The organism is Streptomyces sp. BBFR51 (genome assembly GCF_044591655.1).
Lineage (GTDB): Bacteria > Actinomycetota > Actinomycetes > Streptomycetales > Streptomycetaceae > Streptomyces.
Genome location: NZ_CP172448.1, coordinates 8,904,972 through 8,927,550, shown reverse-complemented (window position 1 = coordinate 8,927,550; position 22,579 = coordinate 8,904,972). Strand labels below are relative to the sequence as shown.

Sequence of the window (22,579 nt, the reverse complement as noted above, 5' to 3'; positions counted from 1 at the left end):
CCTATCAGCGACCGAAGCGACTCAACGATGGACACAGACTAGCGAACGTGGCCGGTGAGGTCGTGGAGCACATGCGAATAGGCCGCGCCCCGTGTCGATGATGCGATCAACACGAGCCCGGCAGCGACTGAACGAGAAGTGCCAGCGACTGAAGCCTTCGGTCGCTGAACCAGGCCCGACAGAGAAGCACCAGGTCAGAAGCGTTTGAACTACCCAATCAGCGACTGAAGCGACTGAAGGTCTCTATATATGACGCACACACGCACACGCGAATGTCTTCATATACCCGGAACTTGAGTCGCTTCAGTCGCTGTTCACCTTCCACTACCCCTCTGACCTGCTACTTTCCAATAGGGAGGGAAGCGACTGAAGAGTCTTTGAGTAGCTGTTCCTTCAGTCGCTGCGTCGCCGGTGAGGCAGCGACCCAAGCGACTGAAGCGACCGGCGCCCGGTCACAGGGTCGCTTCAGTCGCTGCCGGAGGTGCTAGTGCTCCGTCCGGTCGCGGTACGTCTCGAGCAGGCGCAGCCACACCTCGCTGATGGTGGGGAAGGCCGGTACGGCGTGCCACAGACGTTCGAGAGGGACCTCGCCCGTGATGACAACGGTGGCCGAGTACAGGAGCTCGGCGACTCCCGGACCTGCGAAGGTCGCCCCCACGACGGTCCGTCGCCGGGGGTCGATGAGGATCCGGGCCCTGCCGCGGTAGTCCGGGCGGTACTGGAGGGCGCCCGCGAGGTGACCGATCTCGTAGTCGACGACGTCGACGTGACGGCCGGTGCGCTCGGCCTCCAGCGTGGTCAGACCCACCGCCGCGACCTCCGGGTCCGTGAAGACGACCTGGGGGACGGCGCCGATGTCGGCCGTGCTGCTGTGTCGGCTCCAGGGGGTCGTGTCGGGAGCCGTCCCGTGGGCCCGGGCGGCGATCACCGAACCGGCGATGCGGGCCTGGTACTTCCCCTGATGAGTGAACAGGGCGCGGCGGTTGACGTCCCCCGCCGCGTAGAGCCACTCCCCCGGTACGGCGGGGACCGTCAGGGTGTCGTCGGTGGTGAGCCAGTCCCCCGGAGCGAGTCCCACGGTTTCCAGACCGATGTCCTCGGAGCGCGGTGCGCGGCCGGTGGCGAAGAGGATCTCGTCGGCGGTGATCTCCTCCCCCGTGGACAGGGTGACCAGGAGGTCGTCCTGCGGTCCACCTCCTCGCTTGGCGGTGGAGACCGTCGTGTCGAACCGTACGTGCACGCCGGCTTCCCGCAGGCGCTCGGTCACGAGCTCGCCCGCGAAGGGCTCCATGCGGGGCAGCACGGCGTCACCGCGGACGAGGAGAGAGACCTGGCTGCCCAGGCCCTGCCAGGCGGTGGCCATCTCGGTGCCCACGACACCGGCGCCGACGACGATCAGGCGCTCGGGCGCCTGCCGGGCGGCAGTCGCCTCGCGGCTGGTCCAGTAACGGACGGAGTCGAGCCCCGGCAGGTCCGGGAGGGCGGCGCGGCTGCCGGTGCAGACGGCGACCGCGTGCCGGGCCCGTAGGCGCACGGTGTCACCGTCGGGGGTTCGCACGACCACGCTGCGGGGTCCGTCGAGACGCCCATGACCGCGCAGCAGCTCGATGCCGGCCGACCTGAGCCACTCGACCTGGCCCTCGTCATCCCAACCGGCGGACATCCGGTCCCGGTGCGCCAGCACGGCGGCGACGTCCAGCGGCCCGGCCACCGCGGGGTCCAGCCCCGGCACGTGCGAGGCGTCGGCACGCAGCAGGGCGGGCCGGAGCAGTGCCTTGCTGGGCTCGCAGGCCCAGTACGAGCACTCGCCGCCGACGAGTTCGCTCTCCACGATGACGGTGCTCAGTCCTGCGGCAGTGGTGCGGTCGGCGATGTTCTCGCCGACCGGCCCGGCGCCGATGACGACGACGTCATAGGTGCGGATGCTCTCGGTCGTCACGAATCCTCCGGTGGTTGGGCCCTGGCGGGGCGGGTTGGACGGAACTCGCTGATCAGCGGCCGGGGGCTCGCTCGGAGACTTCCTGGAGGAACCAGCCGTTGCCGTCGGGGTCCGAGAAGGAGGCGAAGGAGCCGTAGCTGGCTCGCTCCGGGTGCGCACCGGGGACCCGGTCGGTGTCGCCGGCATGATGGAACACGCCGGTCGAGTCGCGGAACGGACCGGACACCTCGACGCCGCGCCCGGCGAGTTCCTCCAGGGCCTTCACGATGTCGGTGACGATCAGGTGGAGCCCGTGGTGTGTGCCCGCCTCGGCGTTCGTGAGGCCGTCACCGAAGATGATCGAGCACTCCGAGCCGGGGGGCGTCACCTGGACGACCCGGTAGCCATCCTGGACCGGGAAGTCGGCGTCGAGGCGGAAGCCCAGCTTCTGCGTGTAGAACGCCTTGGCACGGTCGACGTCGGACACGGGTACCACGAGGACTTCGAGCTTCATGTCCATGGCTGTGATCTCACTTCCGGTGTTCATACGGTGAGGGTTTTCTCGTCGGCGACCCGACCGGGCCGTCCGTTGGCCCACATGTGGGTGGCGTCTGTGATGTGGGTGTGTGTCAGTGGTGGGTGGTGGTGTGTGCGGCTTGTTCGATGGTGTGGGTGACGGTGTGGGGGTGGGAGACGGCGACGGAGTGGGAGGCGGGGATTTCGGTGGTGTGGGCGTGGGCGCGGTGGGCCATGAAGCGTTGGGCGGCGGGGGGGATGTTGAGGTCGTGGGTGGTGATGATGTCCCAGGTGGGGATGGTCTTCCAGGCGGCGGTGGTGGCCTTTTCCTCGAGGGCGTTCTGGGCGATGGGGCGTTGGGTGACGGCGGCGAGGGCGGCCTGGTTGCGGGGGACGTCGGCGGCGAACTGGTGGGGGAATTTGTCCTGCTGGATGTAGAGGTCGGTGCCCTGGGTGCCGTCGGGGAGCGTGGTGGGGGCGGGGTCGAGGGTGTCGGGGAGGGTGGAGCCGGGGAACTTGTTGGTCAGTTCCAGGGCGCTCTCGCCGGGGGCGGGCAGGAACGCGGCGACGTAGACGAGGGCCTTGACGTCCCGGTCGCCGGTGGCGGCCTGGCTGATGACGCTGCCGCCGTAGGAGTGCCCGACGAGGATCTTGGGGCCCTTGACGTGGTCGAGGACGCTGCGCAGGGCGGCGGCGTCGTAGGCCGGGCCGCGCAGCGGGTTGGCCGCCGCCACCACCGGATACCCGTCCGCCCTCAGCTCCTTGACCACCCCGTTCCAGCTCGAGGCGTCCGCGAACGCACCATGCTCCAGCACCACCGTCGGCTTCACCCACCGCTGACCGCCCCCGCCGCCGGCCTCCGGCCGCGCACTCGCCGGCCCCGCCAACGAAAACGCCCCCAAAACCACCCCCACCCCCACCGACGCCACCACACCCGACACCACACGACCACGACCCCAACGCACACCCAAAACACCCATCACGACAACCACCTTCCAAAGACTTCGAGAACCGTGTTGTGAGGAACTTCTTCCGAATCGGGCGCGGCCGTCAGCTGCCGGGCTGTTCGGTGTTTCCACCCTGTCCCGCGACCGGGCGCGCCCACATCCGTCACATGACGGTCCGAAGACACTGAATGGAGGAACCCGTGAGATCGTCTCGTGCCTCGCGACCGTGGCCTCGTCCGCACTGGTCAGGGCTTTGATCGACCGTCTTGCGAGCTCGCTCGGCCGGTCCTGCTCCGCTGCGGCCCTAAGCCATTCGACTCTCAGTGCCCGGTCGACGCCCACCTCACCGGCACGGCCGATGCCCTGGAGACCCGGAACAGGTGTCATTTCGTTATCGGTGTTTTCGGCACCCATCGATCCCCGGATACGTGTGACTAGTGAATACCCGATCCGAGCCCCGGACGCCCGTACGGCGGAACCCGACGCGACTGGCGGCTCCGCCATCACCGGTACCGGCCGGCTCGGTCACGAAAGGAACGACCTTGAGAAGACTGCTTCCCACCTCACGCGCGGGGCGCGCCCTGTCCGCGGGCGCCGCGCTGCTGTGTGCCGGAACCGCCCTCGCCACGGCCGGGACGGCGGAGGCGAGCACGGTTGCCGACACCAGGCACCGGGTGGACTACGTCGCTCTGGGTGACTCGTACGCCTCAGCACCGCTCGTACCGACCCAGGTCGACGGGACCTGTCTGCGCTCCGACCACAACTACGCCTCTCTGGTCGCGAGGAGGGCGGGATCGGCGCTGACGGACGTCAGTTGCTCGGGCGCCACCACCGCGAACATGACGGACGCCCAGGGCGCCGTGCCGGCCCAGTTCGATGCCCTGGACCGGGGCACCGAACTGGTCACCGTCACCATCGGCGGCAACGACATCGGCTTCTCGACCATCCTGGGTACCTGCGCACAGCTCTCGGCTTCCGATCCCACGGGTGCCCCCTGCCGGTCCCACTTCACGGACACGGACACGGGCACGGACCAGATCAGGAACTCCATCACCCGGACCGCGCCGAAGATCGCGCAGGTCCTCCGTGGCATTCACCACCGCTCTCCGCACGCTCGCGTCGTGGTGGTCGGGTACCCGGACCTCTTCCCCCACGACGGGGTCGGCTGCACGAGCGCCAAGGTGCCGCTGGCCGCGGGAGACTTCGCGTATCTCCGGGACAAGGAGCAGGAACTGAACGCGATGCTCGCCAGGCAGGCCCGGCACGGGCGGGCCGAGTACGTGAACACCTACACCCCGACCATCGGACACGACCTCTGCCAGCCGGTCGACGAACGGTGGATCGAGACGTTCACACCGGAGACACCAGCGGCTCCCGTGCACCCCAACGCCTCGGGTGAGCGCGCCATGGCCGGGGCCCTTCAGCATGCCCTCTCCCGTCACACGTGGCACCACTGAACGTCCGCTCTCGCAAGAGCTGACCGGTCGGGCCGCCGGGGTACTCCCCCGGCGGCCCGACCGCCCCGGGGCCGCCTGTGGGCTCCTGCCTGTGGGCTCCTGGTCAGGGCAGGTTGAAGCCGAGTTCCTCGGCCGCCGTCCCCAGTCCGGCCACGCCCCAGCGCTTGATCACCTGCTCCACCGTGGACAGAGAACGCAGTTCGGCGCGGTCGAGGTAGAGCGTTCCTTCCAGGTGGTCGGTCTCGTGCTGCACGATCCGGGCGGCGAAACCGTCGTGCTCCTCCTCGATCCGCCGTCCCGTCTCGTCCTCTCGGGTGAGCTTGATCCGCTCGGGGCGGGCGACCACGGCCTGCCACGGCGGCACACTGAGGCATCCCTCGTAGGCCGCGGCCAGCCGCCCGCCCGCGGCCTCATAAGAGGGATTGATCAACACGGTGAAGGGCACGGCCTCTTGTCCCCGCTTGGCCAGCCGGGCGGCGAGTGCCTCGGGGGTCGCCATGACCGCGAGGTGCAGGGGGATTCCCACCTGGGGGGCGGCCAGCCCGACCGCCGAGTCGATCTCTTTCATCGTCTCGCGCATCCTGACGATCAGGCGCTGCAGCAAGTCGTCGCCGAGCTGACCCTCGTAGGGCGCGGACTTCTGCCGAAGGACAGGATCTCCGGCCATGACAATGCTCAACGCCCCCGGTGCGTCGAGAAGTTGGGTCACCTTGTCGGTGAGTTCCTTGTGTTCCATGCCAGACCTTTCGCACGTGTTCCTTGGGACGTCTCAGACCGCACACGCGAAGGAGGCCACCGTCTACAGCGGTGATGGCTCCGACGCGGTGTGTGGCTCCCCGCGTTTGCACAAGCGAGAGCGAGGCAATGGAGGTTCATGCCGATCGACGATCAGTGACCAAGGACACAGACCGCCGGCGAGTGCCCGACAAAGGGGCAGGACACCTACGGGCCCGGCACTCCCCAGAGTTCAGACTTCCCTGCGCCGTAATGGAGTTGACGTGTCATCAGGTACTTACGGGCGCCGCGTGTCACAACCGCGGGCGCCCACGCCGCCTGCCTCGTTTTGGCGACCGCACACGCCCACCGCGGATCCTTCGCATTCGCGACGCCTCAGTCACCGGCTTGACTGGTGACGGGTCACGTTGTCATGATGAGTCGATCACACATCACCCACCATCATCACACCCATTGAGGGGACTGCGGCATGGCCGCGTCATGAAAGAGAGCAGCCATGAACACGAACATTCCCTCTCTCTTTCCGACGACAGGGGACGAGCCCTGCGCAGGACAAGACGTCTTCTTCCCCGACGACTACCAAAACGCGGTCGAGGTGGGAAAGGCCAAGGCGCTCTGCGCCTCCTGTCCGGCCCTCGTGACCTGCCGGGCGTGGGCCCTCGCTCATCCGACCCTGACGACACACGGGATCTGGGGCGGCCTCACGCCGCAGCAGCGCCGAACACACCGCCGCCTGTTCCCCGACAGGAACGATGCGTACGCCGCCCGGGCGGCGTAGCGGGCCCATTTCCGCAGAACCCCGCTCGGGAGGCTGAGCGGGGTTCTCGGGAAAATCGCTCTGAGCGAAGAATCGAACTGTTCGAACGAGCGCTCCCTTTCCGCACAGTCGACCGATTTGAGTAATATCCCTGCCCCCACCACTCCCCCACTTCCCGGGCCGATCAGTGAGAGCTGCTCTTGGACTCCTGACGGTCTCGCTGATGCTTGTTCAGGATCTCCAGCATCCTGTCGATCTCCACATCGCTCATCTTGCGGATGAGATGCATCGCGATGAACGCACCGTCGTCGTAGGGAAGCCGCCGAGCCAGTGCCGAGCCGCTCTCGGTCAGGTCCGGATCAACAACCGTCATGCGATCGGATCGAGGCTCCGGAACAGTCTCGACTCGCGCGGCAGGCCTGTCGGGAGCCGAACCATCTGCCGCTCCCCCAGTGTCCGGCTCGGGCGGGGTGACCGCCGTCTCCGGGACCTGCGGGCGCTTCCGCTTCTCCACACGGGACGGCGGAGCCGTGTCCTTGTCCGAAGCTTTGGCTTCGGGGGTCGGTTCAGCCCCGGCGGGAGGCGTGTCCGCGACAGCCCGCGGTGTCTCAACGACTTCCGGTCGCGTGTCGGCGGCCTGCGGAACAGGGGCGGCTACCGGCTCCGGGGTCGGGGTCGGGGTCGGAGCCGGCGGAAGAACTTCCTCGGGCGCGCGTCGCTCCGCATCCTTGCGTGCACGTGCGGCTTTGAGTTCCGCAAGGGCGGCTTCCTGGCGGTCTTGCGGCTCCTTGGCCACCGAGCGGAGCAACTCGACGGGCTCTTCCCCGATTACGGCTTGAAGTTGAGGAGCCAGGTTCAGCAGCGCCAGGCGCTGGGACACCCAACCCTGCGACTTCCGCAGCCGCTTGGCGAGTTTGACCTGTGATCCGTGCAGGGCAAGCAGTCGCTGGAGGGCATGCGCTTCGTCCAACGGGTCAAGGTCGTTGCGATGGATGTTCGCCACGAGCGCGGACTCGAGGATCGCGTCGGCATCGCTCCCCTGGTCGTCGTCGACCATCACGTTGAGGTGGGTGAGACCCGCTTCGAGGGCCGCGGCCAGACGGCTGCTCCCATCCACTACGACGTGGGTCGCGTCCCGTTCCAGGTCCCTCTCGCGCTCAGGGTTGGCCTTGACGTAGGCGTCCCGGTTCATGACCGTGATGGCCTGCTTCTGCCCATGCTCCTGGAGACTGCCCGCGAGCTCGGCGAGGTCACCGAGCGTGGTACGTGGGTTGTCGGGGTTTGGACTGATGCGGGTGATCGGCAGCCGAGTCGGAGGGGCCACACCCTCGGTCGGGACCCCGGTGGCGGCACCGATCGCCGCACGGCGGGCGCTGACCGGTCGGGCGCCTCCCCCGAAACGTCCGGCACCCAGCTGATCGGCCTTGCTCATGAGATCTCCCGGGCAAGAGCACGCATGCCGACGGACTGCTGCGAGGCGGGAGCATAACTGAGCAGGGGTTGCTTCATCCGTACTGCCTCCTTCTGTTCCTTCAGGTCGCTGACCAGACCGACGACTCGAGGATCCTTTATGTCGACCCACCCCTGAAGGGACGACGTGGCGATGTAGCCCCGTCGACCGTCGTAGAGGTTGACGACGACCCCCAGATAGCCGATGTCGATGCCGAGGTCGTTGCGGAGGTCCTCGATCTGGTTCGTCAACAGGTCGTAGGCGTCGGCGGAGCTGTCCTCGGCCTGGACGACGATGAGCGCTCCCGACTGGCCCGGCCGCTCACCGTCGCGTCGACGCCCGTAGTAGGCGGCGGCATCCATGCTGAGCCCCAGGCTGGGCGGGCAGTCGACGAGGATTACGTCGTAATCGGCTTCGAGGGGCTTCAACGCCCGTTCGAGGGCCGCCTCCCTGGCCCGGACCGCGGACAAGCGGACATCGAGAAGGAATGCATCGTGGCACGCGGGCAGGAGGTGAAGCCGTCCTCCGAAGTGCTCGTCGTCGATGGAGACGATGAGTTCCCGCAGCTCGCCCTTGGGGTCTCCGGCCATGTGGTTGGTGAGGCTGTCGCCGTTCATCGCCAGGGGCGCGGCCCCCAGTTGATTGGTGAGGTGGGACTGGGGGTCGAAGTCGACCAGAAGGACGCGGAGTCCGAGTCCGGGCAGCTTCTCGATGTCGAGTGGATCTGTACCCGTCTCGCCGTCGTCTGCCGTGGCCTCGCCGGCGCGGAGCGCTTTCGCCAAGGCTTTGGCGACCCGTACGGGGTACAGGCTGTTGGAGTTCTCCGACAGGGCCTCGCCCACTCCGGCGGTGATGGCGGTCTTGCCCACTCCGCCCTTCTGATTGCAGACGATGATGCGACGGGTGATGTCGGGGCGTTGCACATCGGGAGCAGGGTTGGTGTCGAGCCAGAGCTGGACGGACTGGGCGAGACCCTGGATGAGGGAGACCCGCCGGTCCTCCGCGATACTCCGGAACGCCTCCCACTGCCCCGGCGGCAGGAATGTGGAGAAGGACTCGGCTCCCGCGGTGTCGACTGCGGCAGTCGCTGAGGCGAGCTCGCACCAGGCGGCAATGCCCTGCTCCACCGCAGTCTGGATCTCGACGCCGAGCTGAGCGGTTCTCACCTTGAGGTTCTGCCGGAGCCAGCCCGGCAGCTTGGAGACGACCTTGACCCGGTCGTTTGAGGTGGCTGGCATACTCATGGCGCTACCTTACTAACGTGGTAGATCATCGACCGCATCGACACGTTAGTTAGTGACACTTGTTGGTGTGTCAGCGCCCGCTACCCCTATTACGGCGTAATAGCCCCGCGGAGTTCACTCGGCCACGCAAGCTCTTCGCTCCCCCTGTGGGGTCGCAGGCTATTACGGCGTAATAGCCTGCGACCCCGTCGTCCCGCCCGCTCACTGTTTCGTGCTCGGAGCTTCGACACCGCGGAGGAACTCCGCAACTGCAGCCACCGTGTGGCGAGCCTCCTCGGTGACCGCGACAGGACGACCGGTGTTCGTTTGCACCTTGTCCAGGGCACGGACGGCCGCTTCCAGATATCGGCTGAGGCTCACCATCTGCAGCGGCGTACGACAGTTGGGCAGTACCGCTTCGATCTCCTCGAGCCAGTACTCCGAGTCCTCGTCCTCCACCAGCCCGTCCCGCTGTTCCAGGAGCCGGACAGCCAGCGGCATCACCAACTCGTGCCGCCGCTGCGCCGCTTCCTGTGCACGCCGCTCCACCGCCTGTTCCAGGAGGAGCCGACGTTCCGCCTTCAGGACCGCTTCGGGTGTTCGACGTACTGGCCGAGCGCCGGGAGTCTCGTCCGTGAAGTCGACAGCCTGCAAACGCTTGGCCTTGTTGTAGGCAGCGCTCGGCGTTCTGACTGCCAGCTCCGGGGCAAGGCTCGCCCACTCCGCGCCCGAGTCCCGTGCGTCGGCCACGGCACGAAACTGGTGCTGGTCGCTCTGCTCACGGAGGTACTCCCACAGCCGTACGCGCTTCAAAGCGGCAGCACACTGAACTTCCCGGGACAGCTTCCGCAGGGCGTCGGCGTGCTTCTCGGCGTACAGCAGGGCACCGAACAGTTCCTCGTCGGCCGGCATACGTTCCACGTCAGGGTCCTCGGCGTCCTCATGGATCTGGCGCAGCTCACCGACAACAGCCGCCGCATCGAGAGCACCGATCCTGATAGGCGCTTTGATCAGGGGCTTCGTGGGTGGGGACAGCCTTCGCGCTCGCTTTGCCATGACGGCATTCTGTCGTGCCGAGCCCGATTCACAGAATGTGAATCATGGGTCGTGGGGGAGTGGCCACGGACTGTCTTGCAGACTCCGTCTGCCGGACGGGGCTCTGACCAGCAACGATGGCCCAGAGGGAAAACTGAAGAAGGCAGCCCCATCAACAGGGGGCTGTGGGAGCAACCGACCGGGCTCACTCCGGCGGCCTCCGGCTGCGGGGAAACGCCGGTCGTGGGGGGCTGGGCTATTACGGCGTAATAGCCCAGCCCGCGTTCCAAAGGCGTCAGCTGTCGGTCGCGCCCGGCCAGGAAGTCCCGGAAGTCCGCCGCCCGGTGCTACGCCGACAGCTGCCCTGGCCGGACGGGCCTGCCCTGGGGCGCTTCCACCTCGGCGAGTCAGCTTGGAAGGCGGCCGGATCTATTACGGCGTAATAGGGGGAGGGCCCGAGGGGGGCCCGGCAAGGCTCGTCTTCCCTCCAACCCACCGCCCGTCGTGGCGCCCCTGCGCAGCCCCACATCCCTATGACGGGGGCAGGGACCGAAAAGGTTCACAGGATTTTGCCCGTTGTCGACCACAGGAAGAGGACAGGGTCCCTGCGGGGGACCGAAGGGGCTCTGGCCCCTTCGGTCCCTGACACTCAGTCCCTGACGTTTTCACAGGTCAGACGCCATATGGGCTCCACCGCAGGGACCGTAGGGACTGAAAAACGCAATTATGACGTAGACAAGCTATATGTATTCATACGCGCGTGCGCATACAACACACATCAACTACAGCTCATAATGGGCGAGATCAGTCCCTTCAGTCCCTATGGCGGGGCATATAGCCCACTTGACCTGCGAGAATGTCAGAGGGACCAAACAGGGCCCGTAACTGGACCAGCCCCTGTGCCTCGGTCCCTCGACGATTTCGATCCCTGCCGGCGCCCGCCCGCCGGGAGACTCGAGGCGGAAGCACATCATGTTCCTCGGTCCCTTCGGCCCCTAGGGTGTGAGTGGCACTCTGGAGTGCCAGGGACTCAAGGGACCCAGCAAACTGATACAAACGGCACGCGGGCCGGACACCTGTCTTTCAGACGCCGCGTCCTACACTTTTCCCGCACTAGAGTCCCTTCGGTCCCTGACGGTTGGCCATCACGCGTCGGGGACCGGTGAAGTGATCGAGCAATCAGACGTGACGAGGACGAACCCCGTGCCGCGCGAAGGTGAGAACCGAGACAGTGCAGCCCGAGCCGGGTCGCCGTCACCGCATGCCGTCGCACGGTGGTGTGCGGCGCAGGGCTGGCCGGTCCATCCGCTTGCCCCGGGACGGAAGACCCCTGCCGGGAACTGCTCGTCCTGCCGTGCCGGCAGGCATGAGCAGACCTCCTGCCCCTGTCTCCCCGCAGGACGGCCCTGTCATGGCTTCCACTGCGCCACGACCAACGCCTTCTTCATCGACCGGTGGTGGACCGACATGCCCGCCGCGGGAGTCGGTGTCTCCTGCGGTCCTGCCGGCCTTGTCGTGGTCGACATCGATGCCCACGTGGTGCCGGTGGCCGACAGGTCACGACTGCTGCCGGGCATCCCGATCCCGGATCAGGTCACGCTGGACGGTCTGGTCTCGGGCTTCGACACTCTGGCGCTGCTCGCCGCCTACCGAGGCCGACGCAGCCCGGCGGAGGACCACACGACGCTCCGAGTCCGTACCCCGTCCGGAGGCCTCCACGTCTGGTACCGGAATCCCGACCCGTCCACTCGCCTGCGTTGCTCGACCGGCTCCGGCCGAAACGCGGCGCTGGCCTGGCAGGTCGACGTACGAGCCGACGGGGGATACATCGTGGCCCCTGGCACCCGCACTCCCCAAGGTGTCTACCGGGCCGAGGGCACGGCACGAACCCCGGCCGTCCTGCCCGACTGGCTACGGTGTGAACTCGTGCGCACCGGCCATGTCGTGACCCCTCAGCCCCCCGCAGATCGTGCCCAGCCTCCCGCTGAACGCCTGTCCGGGGTCCGGCGCGCGGCTCCGGCACGGGCCGAGCAGATACTGGACCCCCTGATTGCGGAGGTGGCCGGGTGTGCGTCCGCCCCTGAGGGGACCGGCTTCTCGGAGAAACTCAATCGCGCGGCCTACGCGGCCGGCGGCCTTGCAGGGGCAGGTCACCTCGATCACGCCGCCATTCGTGATCGACTTGTCCGTGTTGCCGCCTACGCACGCCCCTGGCAACAGCCTCGGAATGAAAAGATCGTCGACGACGCCCTTGCCGTAGGGTCTGCCCGCCCTCTCCACCTCAAAGGACGTCCATGAGCAGCAGTGCCGAAGGCTCGCCGCGTTTCGACCCGCAGGCTGCCGCTCAACAGATGCTCGCCTTCCAGACGATGGAACAGCAGCCCACCGCACCGGCCCTGGTGCCCGCACAGACGGTCTCCGAAGGCCCTCCTTCCGCCCCCCTGCCCGGGGGCGCGGGTGTGTCGCTGCTGCCCCCTTCTTTGTCGGACCGGGGAAACGCTCGTCTCTTCGTGCAACTCCACCGTGATCAGTTCCGCCACGTGGAGGGCTTGGGCTGGTTCTCCTGGGAGGGCCACCGCTGGAAACGCGCCGGGGGCGAGAAGGCGGCCCTGTGGGCCGCGGGGGAGATGGCCGAGGACATGTCGGACACCGACCCGCGCGGTGTCTTCAGCAACCGTGAGATCGCGCAACACAAACGGCGGACCCTGTCCACCACCGGTATGAAGGCCCTGCTCACCCAGGCGAAGGCGTCGCCCGACCTCTCCGTGGACCCGGACCGGCTGGACGGCGATCCGTACGCCCTGTGCACCCCCGCGGGCGTGGTCGATCTGAACAACGGCCACCTGCGCAAGGCCGACCCCACCCGCGACTTCCACTCCCGGGCCACCAGCGTCGCGCCCCAGGGCATGGAAACGCCTCGCTGGCACCGCTTCCTCGCCGACACCTTCGGAGACGACGACGAGGGCAGGGAGATGATCGACTTCCTGCACCTGATGCTCGGCTACTCCATCACCGGCGACGTGGGCGCGCAGGTTCTGCCGTTCCTCCACGGCGAGGGCAAGAACGGCAAATCCGTACTGCTGGACATCATGATCCAGATCCTCGGCGACTACGCCGACGCCGCCCCGCCCGGCTTTCTCATGGACCGGGGAGCCTTCTCCGAGCACTCGACGGAGTTGACCGAACTGCACGGCCGCCGCCTGATCGTGTGCAGTGAGCTGAAGCCCAACGACAAGTTCGACGAGGCCCGCGTCCGGCTCCTGACCGGTGGTGACAAGATCAAGGCCCGCCGCATGCGGCAGGACTACTTCTCGTTCACCCCCACCCATCACCTGTGGCTGCTGGGCAACCATCGTCCCGAAGTGTCCACCGGCGGCTTCGCCTTCTGGCGCCGTATCCGTCTGTTGCCCTTCACCCGGACCGTCCCGGCCGAGCGCCGGATCGACAACCTCGCCTTCGAACTCGTACGTGACGAGGGGCCGGGCATCCTGCAATGGCTCGTCGAAGGGGCGCAACGCTATCTGCGCACCCGGGACCCGCTGGAAGGCCCCGACAGGGTCCGTATGGCCACGACGGCCTACGCCACCACCGAGGACCACATCGGCCGCTTCCTTGCCGAATGCTGCACCAGGGACGGCGACCGTGCGAGGGATCTGCGGGTGGAGCAGGGACTGCTGTACATGGAGTACAGCTCCTGGTGCCATGCGGGGGAGGGGATCCGACCGGCGACCCCCCGGGCTTTCGCCAACCGGGTCCGCCAGGAGGTGGGCGTGGCCTCCCCGGCTGACATGATCAAGTCGAACGGTCGGAAGTACTACCCCGGCATTGCCCTGCTGGAGTCCTCATGACGGCCGTCGCACATTGGCCATCCACACGACATGGCCTACACCGTTGTCGCCGTGCGCTCTACGATGGTTGCCAAGCCCCGCAGGCAGCGGGGGCCCTCAGAGGGCGGCCCGCCATTGGCCGGTGGGCGGGCCGGGGCGACACGGATACTCACTCGGCCACGTCCCCCTGGCCGGGGAGTACGCCGACGAAGGAGGGGCTGCAGCCATGAGCTCGCTGTTGACCGAGAGCGACCTCAGCCACGAAGAAGAGGTGGTGTGGCTGGAGAACCCCTCAGGGCTGGACTATGTCCGCCAGGCGCTCGACAAGACCAGGCGGCGCAACACCAAGCCGCCCTACGCCCGGGACGGACGCATGGTGGGATACGCCCTGCTGGACGACAACGCCTCCCCGGACCCCGACAGCGGCCTGTACAAGCGCAGGGTGTTCTTCCTCCTGCCGCACGATCGTGACAGCCTCCCCGACGGTCTCTACCGCGAAGGCGCTCCGGGAGAGGCTGTCGATCCCCGCACCATCGCCCCGAAGAAACCGGGGGCGAAGACCCCGCGCTCGCAGAGCGGTTCCGTGGCCATAGCCACGTCCGCGTCCTGACCGGGGCCGACGGGCCCAAAGCGCCGCGTCCCCGGCGCTCTTACGCGGCACCGGCCTCTCGCCCGCCGGTCTCGAGTACGAAGTCGCGGACCGCGTCGCGGAAGCGTCCGGGCTCTTCGACGTGTCCCATGTGCCCACTGTCCTCCAGCACCAGCAGGCGCGAGCCGGGAATCAGCTCGTGCAGCTCCTGGCCCCAGCGCGGCCCGCAGATCACGTCGTGCCGGCCTACGATCACCAGCGTCGGGACGACCAGATCCTTGAGCGCGGCCCGGTCGTCGATGGCCTCGGGGGAGAGGTTCTCGTCCAGTCCCGAGATGTACGTGGCCCGCATCGCCTCCCGGACCGGGGCCAGTTGTTCCTCCCGGCCCCAGTAGTCGGCGAAGTACGACGGCAGGACACCCCTGGCGACCGCCACGGTCGACTCGTCGTCGGACATGGCGGACATCGCGCCGAACGCGGCCAGCACATCGGCGAGACCGGGATGACCGGCGTTGCGGACGGCGAACTCCTCCACCCGGCGACCCGCCTCCGCGCCGTGCTCGGCACCGGTGACGGGCGCGCCCTCGTACAGCACGACACCGGCCAGCCGCTCCGGACGTGCGAGGGCATGGTGGGCGGCGACGAACGCTCCGTGCGAATGCCCCAGCAGGTACACCTCGGGTACGCCGAGACGGTTGATCAACTGCTCCAGGAAGCGGCTGTAGCGCTCCCGGGTGTAGCCGTGCGGGTGGGAGGGAAGCCGTCCCGACCCGCCGGTGCCGATGGGTTCGACGTACACCATGGTCAGGTGTTCCTCGAGGGCGGGCATGCGCAGGTAGTCCCAGAAGATGCCGGGGCCTCCGGAGTGCACCACGCACACCGGGCCGGTGCCGTGGACGTGGTAGCACTGGCGGATGCCTCCCACCGTGAAGGAGTGGGTGCCCCGGGGGAGGGAGCCGGTGCCGGACCGCGCGGCGTCAGTGGAGTGTGCCGTGATGCCCATGAGGGGTCTCCGCATCTGTGAGTGTGTCTCTCACACCGACACGGCGCTCGGGGGGTCCCGGAGTTCGAAGACTGGCGTGTGATCCATGTCACGTGTTTCCGGCCCGGCGTCCTGGGAGAGACAACGGCCCTGCGGATTACGGGTGATGTGGGCCGAGTCGGGTCTTTTCGCCAGGCAGCGCTCCGAGTGAAACGCAACACGTGGGCGAGGACGGGCAGCCTGAGGGGCCACAGGACGTTCGGAGAACTGGGGCGCCAGGGGGTGTCGCACCCTTCCACGACGACTCAGTGATCGGCGACACGATGGTGATGAACCGCTTCGAGGCGCGCAGGGCCCCGCCCGCGGCCACAGGGAGGGGGAGGCCGCGGACGGGGGAGTGGGGAAGCGGGCCGTGTCAGGTCACGGGCGACAGGTTGGGCCCGGTGGTGCCCAGCTGCTCGGTGGCGACCACCGGCGGCACCGGCCACGTCACGCCCTTCGGGGGCCAGCTCTGACCGGTCGCCTTCAGGAAGTCCGCCGGCGGTTCGTACAGCGGCGGCTGGGTGCTGTCGGGGATCATCGAAGCCCACTCGATGCCCTCCGTGCGACCCTTGAACTCCTGCTTCATCGCGTCCAGTCGGTCCGGCTGCTCGATGAGGTCAACGGCGGCCGCCGCCAGGTATCGAGCCGCGGACAGCAGGGCCTGGTGACCGATGTTGGTGCCCGCGGTCGCGGTCACGCCCCAGTTGTGGTTGGGGAGCCCGGGCGGGTACGCCGCGGACAACAGCACGGCGGTGGGAGTCTGCCAGCTGATGTCGGCCGTGTCCGTGGCCAGTCCGCCGCTGTAGGCGGCCGCCGGGGGAGCGAGGGGGGTCAGGTCCGTCGGCATGCCCACCTCCGGCTTGCCGAGCGATTTCTGTACGGCCTTCGCCAGGGTGTGGTCGGCGTCGGTGAACTTGGGCGCACCGATCTGCCGCATGTTGTCGTTCAGCAGCTCGGCGCCGGACTTGTTGGCCAGCAGGTTCCACGTCGCGGAGTGGAACTTGTGCACGAGCCGGGTCTGGCTGGCCCGGGCCGCGGCCTTCGCGCAGTCCACGATCTTCTCGTAGAGGACCTGGGCCCGGGCCGGGCTGCCCTCGCGGACGAAGAACCAGATGGAACACATGTCCGGCGTCACGTTCGGAGCGCCACCCCCATTGATGATCGCGTAGTGAAACCTGCCCGAGGGGGCGACGTTCTTCTCCCGCAGATACTCCGACATCGTCGCCATCAGCAGTGCGCCGTCCAGCCCGCTCTTGTTGCCCAGCGGGGTGCCGCCGTGCCCGGAGGCGCCGAGGAAGGTGAAGGTGGCCGAGACCAGTGCGCTGGTGGTGTTCCAGAACGGCACCGTGATGTTGAACGGATGCCAGTCCAGGAAGGCGTCGAGGCCGTCGTAGACGCCCGCCTTGACGGCGTAGGCCTTGCCGACGAGCTGTTCCTCGCCGGCGCTGCCGAACAGCTTGACGGTGGCCTTCAGCCCGTTGTCGTGAATGGCGCGCGCGACGGCGATGGCGGCGGCCGTACCGCCCGCCCCGAGGGCGTTGTGGGCGTCGCCGTGGCCGGCGCCGTAGGTCGGGCCGTACGCGTCGTAGTTGTAGATCAGCGGGTCGTGGGCGGCCACGCCCTTCTTCTGGGAAAGACCCGGCAGGGCGTCGTACTCGGCGTTGAAGCCCAGCACGGGGCCGCCGCTGCCGTAGGTGGCGACGAACGCGGTCGGGAAGCCGGCGGATCCCCACTCGATGGTGAAGCCGTTGGCCTTCAGCAGGTTCGCGGTGGCGAGTGAAGACTTCCACTCACGCAGCGACAGCTCGGCGTGCTTCCACACGTCGTCGCTCAGCCCGGTGACCGTACTCTCGTTGGCGTCGATCCAGCCCAGCGCCGTCTGCTTGGCCGCGGTGTTCTTCGCCAGACCGTTGGGGGCCCGGTACGCCGTGGGGGAGACTCCGGTCTTCTCGTCGTAGCCGAGGGTGGCGGCGAGCACCGGGTCGGCCCGGAGGATGGCCGCCGTGGTCGCGGTGGCGCCCAGTCCGAACATCTTCAGCAGGCGCCGACGGCCCGGATAGAGGTCGTTCACGTCAGTCTCGTTCCTCGGAGGGGAGGCGGTGGCCGGCTGACCTGTCTGTATGTGTCTTCCACGGTGCCGGTTCAGATCACACGTATCCCAGCCGGCCGACATAGGTTGGATACTGACGGAGTGTAACTCCCGTGCTGGAACTTAGGTTTGACACGTCCCGGAGATACATGTTCTCAATCGAACTCTGCGGTCGAACTCTGCGGTCGGCTTCTCTTCGGGGGGTTCCAGAAAAGAAGCCGAACCCGCTGTCCTTCGTCGCGCCGGGCTACCCGGGTGCGGCGCGGTACCCGCAAGAGGGCACCTAAATGTCAGCTTCGTTTCACGCCGGTCCGCTCACCGCCGGCGGATGGCGTGCGGGATGAGTTGTCGTCGGTCGACGTGCCGCTTCCCGCGGTGGCGGACCGGCCTCAGGAGGCGGCTACGAGGGAGTACATCACCGACCGCTGCTGCTTGTGGCGCCGGATGCGGCCCTTGGCGACAAGTGACTCAAGGGTGTTGCGTACCACCTGCGGAGTCGGTGTCCGGTCCGGATGCTTCTCCAGAAGCTCGTCCCGCAGTTCCTTGGCGAGACGCGGCTCGTCGTATGTCCGCAGCAGGTCCATCAGGAGGTCTCCGAGCAGCGGCTGACGCGACTTCCCCTTCGCGGCAGTCTTTGCGGTGGCCTTGGCAGGCGCCCCCTTGGCCGATGCGGGGCGCTGGGGCGCCGCCTTGGCGGGCGCCGACGTGCCCTGGGCACTTCGCCTCGTCTGTGTGAGCGCGGGTTCGTCCTGTGCCTGCTCGGGCAGGCGGGACGGGTCCGAGGAGCCCTCGTACCGCTCGGCGAGTTGCATGATGTCGGACAGGAGAGTCTCCTCCTGCTTCAACATCTTGATCTTCTCGGCCAGTTCCTGCTGCAGACGACGGTTTTCCTCCAGGTCCGACGCGGCTTGTTCAACGTACCGCGATCGGAGCGTGGCGGCTGATTGGCTGGTCACAACCGTTCACTCCCTCGTGTTGGATGTTGCTGCGCATGGTACCCACGCCGCCGGGGATGTGCCGAAGAGTGCGAACGACGAGAGACGGCCGATCGGGCATGTCGCCGGACGGGATCGCCCACGTACCTGTGGCTTTGGGAAGGCGACAACCTTCTCGGACCGTTCTGTGTTCACGATCGCCTCGTACACATGGTCGGTCCTTCAGGAGGGACATGCCCGGGAAGGGTGTCGCCGAACCGTCCGTATCCGCCTTTCATGGGTCACATGTCAGATTAGGGGGTATTCGTCGATCACTCGAACGGCGCAGACCGCGGTGGTCTACCGCTCGGCGCGCTCGCGTGCCGTGGTGGCCGCCTCCTGCACGGACCCGCGGTGCAGCGGCCCGTGACCAGGCACGACGACGTCCGCGTCGACGCCCTCGATCACGGTCAGGGCGTCGAGAGCACGGGCACGATCGGTGTGGAACATGTCGGGCAGCAACTGAGGACCGGCGAGGCGTGACGTGGGGTGAGCCGTCACGAGGGCGTCGCCGCTGACCAGTATTCCGCTTGTCGGCAGCAGGTACGCGCAGTGCCCCTTGGTGTGACCCGGGGTATGTACGGGCACGGGTGCACCGGGCAGGTCGAGCGCACCCTGCCCGGGGAAGGGGCGCGGACCGTGGACGGGAACGGGCGTGGTTCCTCCGGCTCGAAGGGCGTGCACGGCCCAGGGAAGCACACCGGGCCGCCATGCCTGGGCGAGCACCTGCCCGACGGACACCTGGTCGAGGTAGTCCCGACGGGCGTGAGGCACCTCGTCCTCGTGCATGAGCACAGGAGTGCCGTGCTCCACACGCAGGCGTTCGGCCGAACCGATGTGGTCGTTGTGGGCGTGGGTGACCAGGATCGCGGCCACGGATGCCGGGGTCAGCCCGAGGGCGTCCAGCGATGTCAGCAGGGCGGCGTGGTCGCGGGGGTAGCCGGTGTCGATCAGGGTGCAGCTGTCACCGTCCTTGAGGATCACCCAGTTGGTGTTGCTGCCGGAGACCGAGTAGATCTCGTCATCGACGCGAACGATGTCGTCACGCAGTGCCTTGTACATGGAGTTCTGCTCCTTTTCGAGACTTTCGAGGCTTTTGGGGCCCGGCGGAGTCCCTCTGTCGCGAAGTGACCAAGTCGAGGAGGCCGGGTGTCTCCCGTGCCGCGCGTCACGGTGCGCGGCACGGGAGACACCCGGCCTCCTGCGTCCTACGGGGTCGTCGGGATGCGAAGAGCGGGAGACTGGGCCAAGAAGACCCGCCCGCTCCGGCGGCGACTCACGTGCGGCCCTGTCACTCGGCGGCGCGCTCCAGGTCGGCCGGCGTGGCTCCGGGCGGGCCGAGGATGACGTCCCCCAGCTCCTCGGTGATGGCCTGGAAGAGCCCCATGTCCCATTCGGTCTCGGACGTGGCCAGGTGCGCGGGGGTGCCGCTGCGCCGGATGAGGTCCGCGAACTTGCCGGGAGAGGTGATGTTGAGTGTGCGCGCGCCGTCCGCCCCGGCCTTGATGGTGTGGGGCGTGTTCATCGGAATCGCGTAGAAGTCGCCGGATCGCAGCGTGAAGGTCTCCGGACCGGCCCACACCGTCAGGGCGCCGGAGACGACCCAGATGCGCTCCTCGTAGCCGGTGTGAAGGTGCAGCGGCGTTCCCGCTCCGCCCGGCAGCGTGATGTCGGACAGATCGTGACGCCCCTCGGTCTCCTCCGCGGAGGTGAGGATCGAGAGACGGAGGTGCTGGCCGAGGACGAACTGACGGTCCTGGGAAACGGGCGGCGGCGAGGGGAAGTCACTCACGGCGAGAAGCTCCTGGAGTAGGGGTTCTGCGAGGACGCGGTGCGCGGACGCCGCGCGGACACGTGCACGCGGGGACATCCGGAAGCACCCTCTGGGATGGTGGGACCCTATACCCAACAGCGCATACCCGAGTGTCATAAGGCCGCCCAGACCGGTCCACGGCCAGGCACGTGTGCGCATCACATGCCTGAGTGCACGGTCCGGACGCCAGTGATGCGTGACACATACATGTATGTGTGTGTAAGCCCGACGACGGGCCTCCATCGCCTTCTTCGACGCCCCCGAGCAGGCCCATTGGGCCTGATGACCAGCGGTTTCCTCAATCGGCGGCCGGAAGAGCGCCTCTGGGTCGGCGGTGGCGCGCAGCTGGGCGTTCGCAGGTGTGACACCTCGGCGAAGGTACGCGTCCCGTTTGAGCGCCGGAGCCGGGCTTAGGATCACCAGCGGTCCGGCGCGTCCCCAGGCCTGCTCATACCTATGGGGCTGCCGCATCGATGCGTCGTCGCAGGTGCGACGTGAACACGCCGATAGCAAGCTCTCGTATTGCCACGGAAAGGTATGACGACATGCGCAAGAACCTGTTGCGGCTGGGACTGGCCACGGCCGCCGTCATCGGGCTATCCCTCGGAACCGGTACGGCCTTCGCGACCCCGGGCGGCCCGGGTGTCAAGGGCACGATCATCTCCCAGACCACGATCGGCGGTAAGGACTACATCCTCCGCCAGATCACCCTCCCGCCGGGGCAGAGCACCGGATGGCACTTCCACGACGGAACCCTCTACGGTTTCGTCGAACACGGCACGCTCAGCCACTTCGACTCCGACTGCGCCTCCGACGGCGTGTACCGGGCCGGGAGGACCCTGACCGAGCCGTCCGGCGAGCAGCACGTCCACATCGGCCGCAACCTCGGCAAGACCGATGTCGTTCTCGACGTGCTGTACGTCATGCCCCACGGCGCCCCGCTCTCGCAGGACGCACCCAACCCGGGCTGCGACTTCCAGTAGGGCCGTTCGACCGTCGGCCCCATCACCTGAGCCGACGGGCCCGCGCCGGAGGGAACCACCGGCGCGGGCACACCGTCCTCGATCCAGAAGAGCCGGCCACCCCTGGCGGCCCGGACGCGCCGACAGCCGGGACGGCAGACCGACGAACTCGTCCCACGAGTAGCCGAACCGTCCCAACGCGGTGGTGTTGGCGTAGACGAACCGCGGATCGGCCGACGTGTCATGGGCCAGCAGACCGAACGGGGCTCGGGCGTACAGCCAGTCCGCGGCCTCGCCTTCCGTGGACCACTCGCGTGGACACAGCGGTTCGCCCAGCAGACGCAGGTGACTGGAGAGCAGCAGGGAGGCGAACGTGACGCCGCCCGGTTCCGCCGTGGTGCGGATGTCTGGACCGTTCACGACCGTTCCCCGGCGCCTTCTCGTTCCAGGGACCGCTCGTAGGTGGCCCAGGCGATGTGCGACTCGTGCAGGGTCACGCAGACCATGCAGATCCCACGGGCGCCCTCACCCATGGCACCCTCGCGTATCCGGTCGGCGAGACGGTCGGCGATCACCTTCGCCAGGTACTCCGTCGAGGTGTTGACGTTCTCGAACCGCTCCTCGTCGTCGAGGTTGCGGTAGTTGAGATCACCGACGACCGCGCCGAGTTCCGCGCTCGCCAGACCGATGTCCACGACGATGTTGTCCTCGTCCAACGCGGCCCGGCGAAAGGTGGCGTCCACGACGAACGTGGCACCGTGCAGCCGCTGTGCGGGGCCGAACACCTCGCCGTGGAAACTGTGGGCGACCATCATGTGGTCCCGGACGGTGATGCTGAACATGGGTCGGGTCCTCCAGGGGTGGTGGGTGTCCGGACGGAGCAGGTGTCGTACGAGCGCACGCGCACCGCTTGTAGGCGCGGGGGACGCAGTACACGGGCCGACCGCGAATCGCGGGGTCCGCCAACGGTCGGTGGGCCGTCAGCCGGAGCCGTCGCAGACACCGCCGGGGGTCTTCGTGGGCGGTAGGTCGAGCACGGCGCGCAGACGGTACAGGAGCGCTGTGTCCCACCCGGCGGTCAGCTTCTCCCTGCCGGAAATAGCCCCGTCGGCGGGCAGCTCGCGCAGCATACCGACCGTGGCGGTGCCGCGCCGTGCGACGCCCAGAACGCGGAACCGGGAACGTCGGACGAACAGAGTGTCCTGTGTACCCGGTCCTGCCAGTGCGCCCAGCACCCTGCCGGTCTCGGACCACACGAGGACG

20 protein-coding genes and 1 pseudogene are annotated in these 22,579 nt (G+C 67.8%); 6 read left to right on the top strand and 15 right to left on the bottom strand.

Annotation, left to right across the window (positions count from 1 at the left end; genetic code table 11):
* Positions 1-484 precede the first annotated feature (484 nt).
* The 3 genes from ACGH7X_RS40245 to ACGH7X_RS40235 form a co-directional block, all read right to left on the bottom strand.
* Complete coding sequence (locus tag ACGH7X_RS40245; protein ID WP_399895861.1) at positions 485-1,939, bottom strand: dihydrolipoyl dehydrogenase family protein; 1,455 nt, start codon at positions 1,937-1,939, stop codon at positions 485-487.
* Between the two features lie 52 nt (positions 1,940-1,991).
* Positions 1,992-2,438, bottom strand: a complete 447-nt coding sequence (locus ACGH7X_RS40240; RefSeq protein ID WP_399897691.1) for a VOC family protein — start codon at positions 2,436-2,438, stop codon at positions 1,992-1,994.
* A gap of 109 nt (positions 2,439-2,547) precedes the next feature.
* Complete coding sequence (locus ACGH7X_RS40235; protein ID WP_399895858.1) at positions 2,548-3,414, bottom strand: alpha/beta fold hydrolase; 867 nt, start codon at positions 3,412-3,414, stop codon at positions 2,548-2,550.
* Between the two features lie 509 nt (positions 3,415-3,923).
* Between ACGH7X_RS40235 and ACGH7X_RS40230 the strand changes: the two genes are divergently transcribed.
* The gene (locus tag ACGH7X_RS40230) at positions 3,924-4,838 is read left to right on the top strand and encodes an SGNH/GDSL hydrolase family protein (protein WP_399895855.1); all 915 of its coding nucleotides are present in this window, start codon (positions 3,924-3,926) and stop codon (positions 4,836-4,838) included.
* A 103-nt stretch (positions 4,839-4,941) separates the two neighbouring features.
* Here the strand turns inward: ACGH7X_RS40230 and ACGH7X_RS40225 are convergent, their stop codons facing one another.
* Positions 4,942-5,574, bottom strand: coding sequence for a peptide deformylase (locus ACGH7X_RS40225; RefSeq protein WP_399895852.1), 633 nt, complete (start codon positions 5,572-5,574; stop codon positions 4,942-4,944).
* Between the two features lie 495 nt (positions 5,575-6,069).
* Here ACGH7X_RS40225 and ACGH7X_RS40220 point away from each other — a divergent pair, with 495 nt between their 5' ends.
* Positions 6,070-6,351 carry a WhiB family transcriptional regulator gene (locus ACGH7X_RS40220; RefSeq protein WP_399895849.1) on the top strand — a complete coding sequence of 94 codons (282 nt, stop codon included), beginning with the start codon at positions 6,070-6,072 and terminating at the stop codon, positions 6,349-6,351.
* Between the two features lie 163 nt (positions 6,352-6,514).
* Here ACGH7X_RS40220 and ACGH7X_RS40215 read toward each other — a convergent pair whose 3' ends face one another.
* The 3 genes from ACGH7X_RS40215 to ACGH7X_RS40205 all read right to left on the bottom strand — a co-directional run bounded on the left by ACGH7X_RS40215 (position 6,515) and on the right by ACGH7X_RS40205 (position 10,059).
* Entirely contained in the window at positions 6,515-7,762 is a 1,248-nt protein-coding gene (locus ACGH7X_RS40215) for a ParB/RepB/Spo0J family partition protein (protein WP_399895846.1), read from the bottom strand.
* Positions 7,759-9,024 carry a ParA family protein gene (locus tag ACGH7X_RS40210; RefSeq protein WP_399895843.1) on the bottom strand — a complete coding sequence of 422 codons (1,266 nt, stop codon included), beginning with the start codon at positions 9,022-9,024 and terminating at the stop codon, positions 7,759-7,761. Before ACGH7X_RS40210 ends, ACGH7X_RS40215 begins: the two co-directional genes overlap by 4 nt.
* 201 nt (positions 9,025-9,225) lie before the next feature.
* Positions 9,226-10,059 (bottom strand): hypothetical protein, encoded by an 834-nt coding sequence (locus tag ACGH7X_RS40205; protein WP_399895840.1) that lies wholly within the window; start codon positions 10,057-10,059, stop codon positions 9,226-9,228.
* A 981-nt stretch (positions 10,060-11,040) separates the two neighbouring features.
* Here ACGH7X_RS40205 and ACGH7X_RS40200 point away from each other — a divergent pair.
* From ACGH7X_RS40200 to ACGH7X_RS40190, 3 genes are all read left to right on the top strand, one after another.
* The gene (locus ACGH7X_RS40200; protein WP_399895839.1) at positions 11,041-12,336 is read left to right on the top strand and encodes a bifunctional DNA primase/polymerase; all 1,296 of its coding nucleotides are present in this window, start codon (positions 11,041-11,043) and stop codon (positions 12,334-12,336) included.
* Positions 12,333-13,886: a phage/plasmid primase, P4 family gene (locus tag ACGH7X_RS40195; RefSeq protein ID WP_399895836.1), complete on the top strand. Its 1,554-nt coding sequence runs from the start codon at positions 12,333-12,335 to the stop codon at positions 13,884-13,886. The genes ACGH7X_RS40200 and ACGH7X_RS40195 overlap by 4 nt, the downstream gene beginning before the upstream one ends.
* A 205-nt stretch (positions 13,887-14,091) precedes the next feature.
* Positions 14,092-14,475 (top strand): DUF6009 family protein, encoded by a 384-nt coding sequence (locus tag ACGH7X_RS40190; RefSeq protein ID WP_399895833.1) that lies wholly within the window; start codon positions 14,092-14,094, stop codon positions 14,473-14,475.
* 40 nt (positions 14,476-14,515) lie between these two features.
* Here ACGH7X_RS40190 and ACGH7X_RS40185 read toward each other — a convergent pair whose 3' ends face one another.
* From ACGH7X_RS40185 to ACGH7X_RS40165, 5 genes are all read right to left on the bottom strand, one after another.
* Positions 14,516-15,457: an alpha/beta fold hydrolase gene (locus tag ACGH7X_RS40185; RefSeq protein WP_399895830.1), complete on the bottom strand. Its 942-nt coding sequence runs from the start codon at positions 15,455-15,457 to the stop codon at positions 14,516-14,518.
* A gap of 394 nt (positions 15,458-15,851) precedes the next feature.
* Positions 15,852-17,549, bottom strand: a complete 1,698-nt coding sequence (locus tag ACGH7X_RS40180; protein WP_399895827.1) for an amidohydrolase — start codon at positions 17,547-17,549, stop codon at positions 15,852-15,854.
* 407 nt (positions 17,550-17,956) lie between these two features.
* Positions 17,957-18,523, bottom strand: coding sequence for a hypothetical protein (locus ACGH7X_RS40175; protein WP_399895824.1), 567 nt, complete (start codon positions 18,521-18,523; stop codon positions 17,957-17,959).
* A 318-nt stretch (positions 18,524-18,841) separates the two neighbouring features.
* Positions 18,842-19,603 (bottom strand): MBL fold metallo-hydrolase, encoded by a 762-nt coding sequence (locus ACGH7X_RS40170; RefSeq protein ID WP_399895821.1) that lies wholly within the window; start codon positions 19,601-19,603, stop codon positions 18,842-18,844.
* A 229-nt stretch (positions 19,604-19,832) separates the two neighbouring features.
* A complete protein-coding gene (locus ACGH7X_RS40165) occupies positions 19,833-20,333 on the bottom strand; it encodes a cupin domain-containing protein (RefSeq protein ID WP_399895818.1) in 501 nt (166 codons plus the stop codon).
* A 566-nt stretch (positions 20,334-20,899) separates the two neighbouring features.
* Here ACGH7X_RS40165 and ACGH7X_RS40160 point away from each other — a divergent pair.
* Entirely contained in the window at positions 20,900-21,337 is a 438-nt protein-coding gene (locus tag ACGH7X_RS40160; protein WP_399895815.1) for a cupin domain-containing protein, read from the top strand.
* A 114-nt stretch (positions 21,338-21,451) separates the two neighbouring features.
* Here ACGH7X_RS40160 and ACGH7X_RS40155 read toward each other — a convergent pair.
* The 3 genes and pseudogenes from ACGH7X_RS40155 to ACGH7X_RS40145 form a co-directional block, all read right to left on the bottom strand.
* Positions 21,452-21,736 (bottom strand): annotated as a pseudogene (locus ACGH7X_RS40155) (MEKHLA domain-containing protein); the annotation flags it as partial.
* On the bottom strand, positions 21,733-22,158 hold the full coding sequence (locus ACGH7X_RS40150) for a 6-pyruvoyl trahydropterin synthase family protein (protein WP_399895812.1): 426 nt from the start codon (positions 22,156-22,158) through the stop codon (positions 21,733-21,735). The gene ACGH7X_RS40150 and the pseudogene ACGH7X_RS40155, both read right to left, overlap by 4 nt.
* A 138-nt stretch (positions 22,159-22,296) precedes the next feature.
* Entirely contained in the window at positions 22,297-22,572 is a 276-nt protein-coding gene (locus tag ACGH7X_RS40145; protein WP_399895809.1) for a hypothetical protein, read from the bottom strand.
* Between the last annotated feature and the right edge of the window lie 7 nt (positions 22,573-22,579).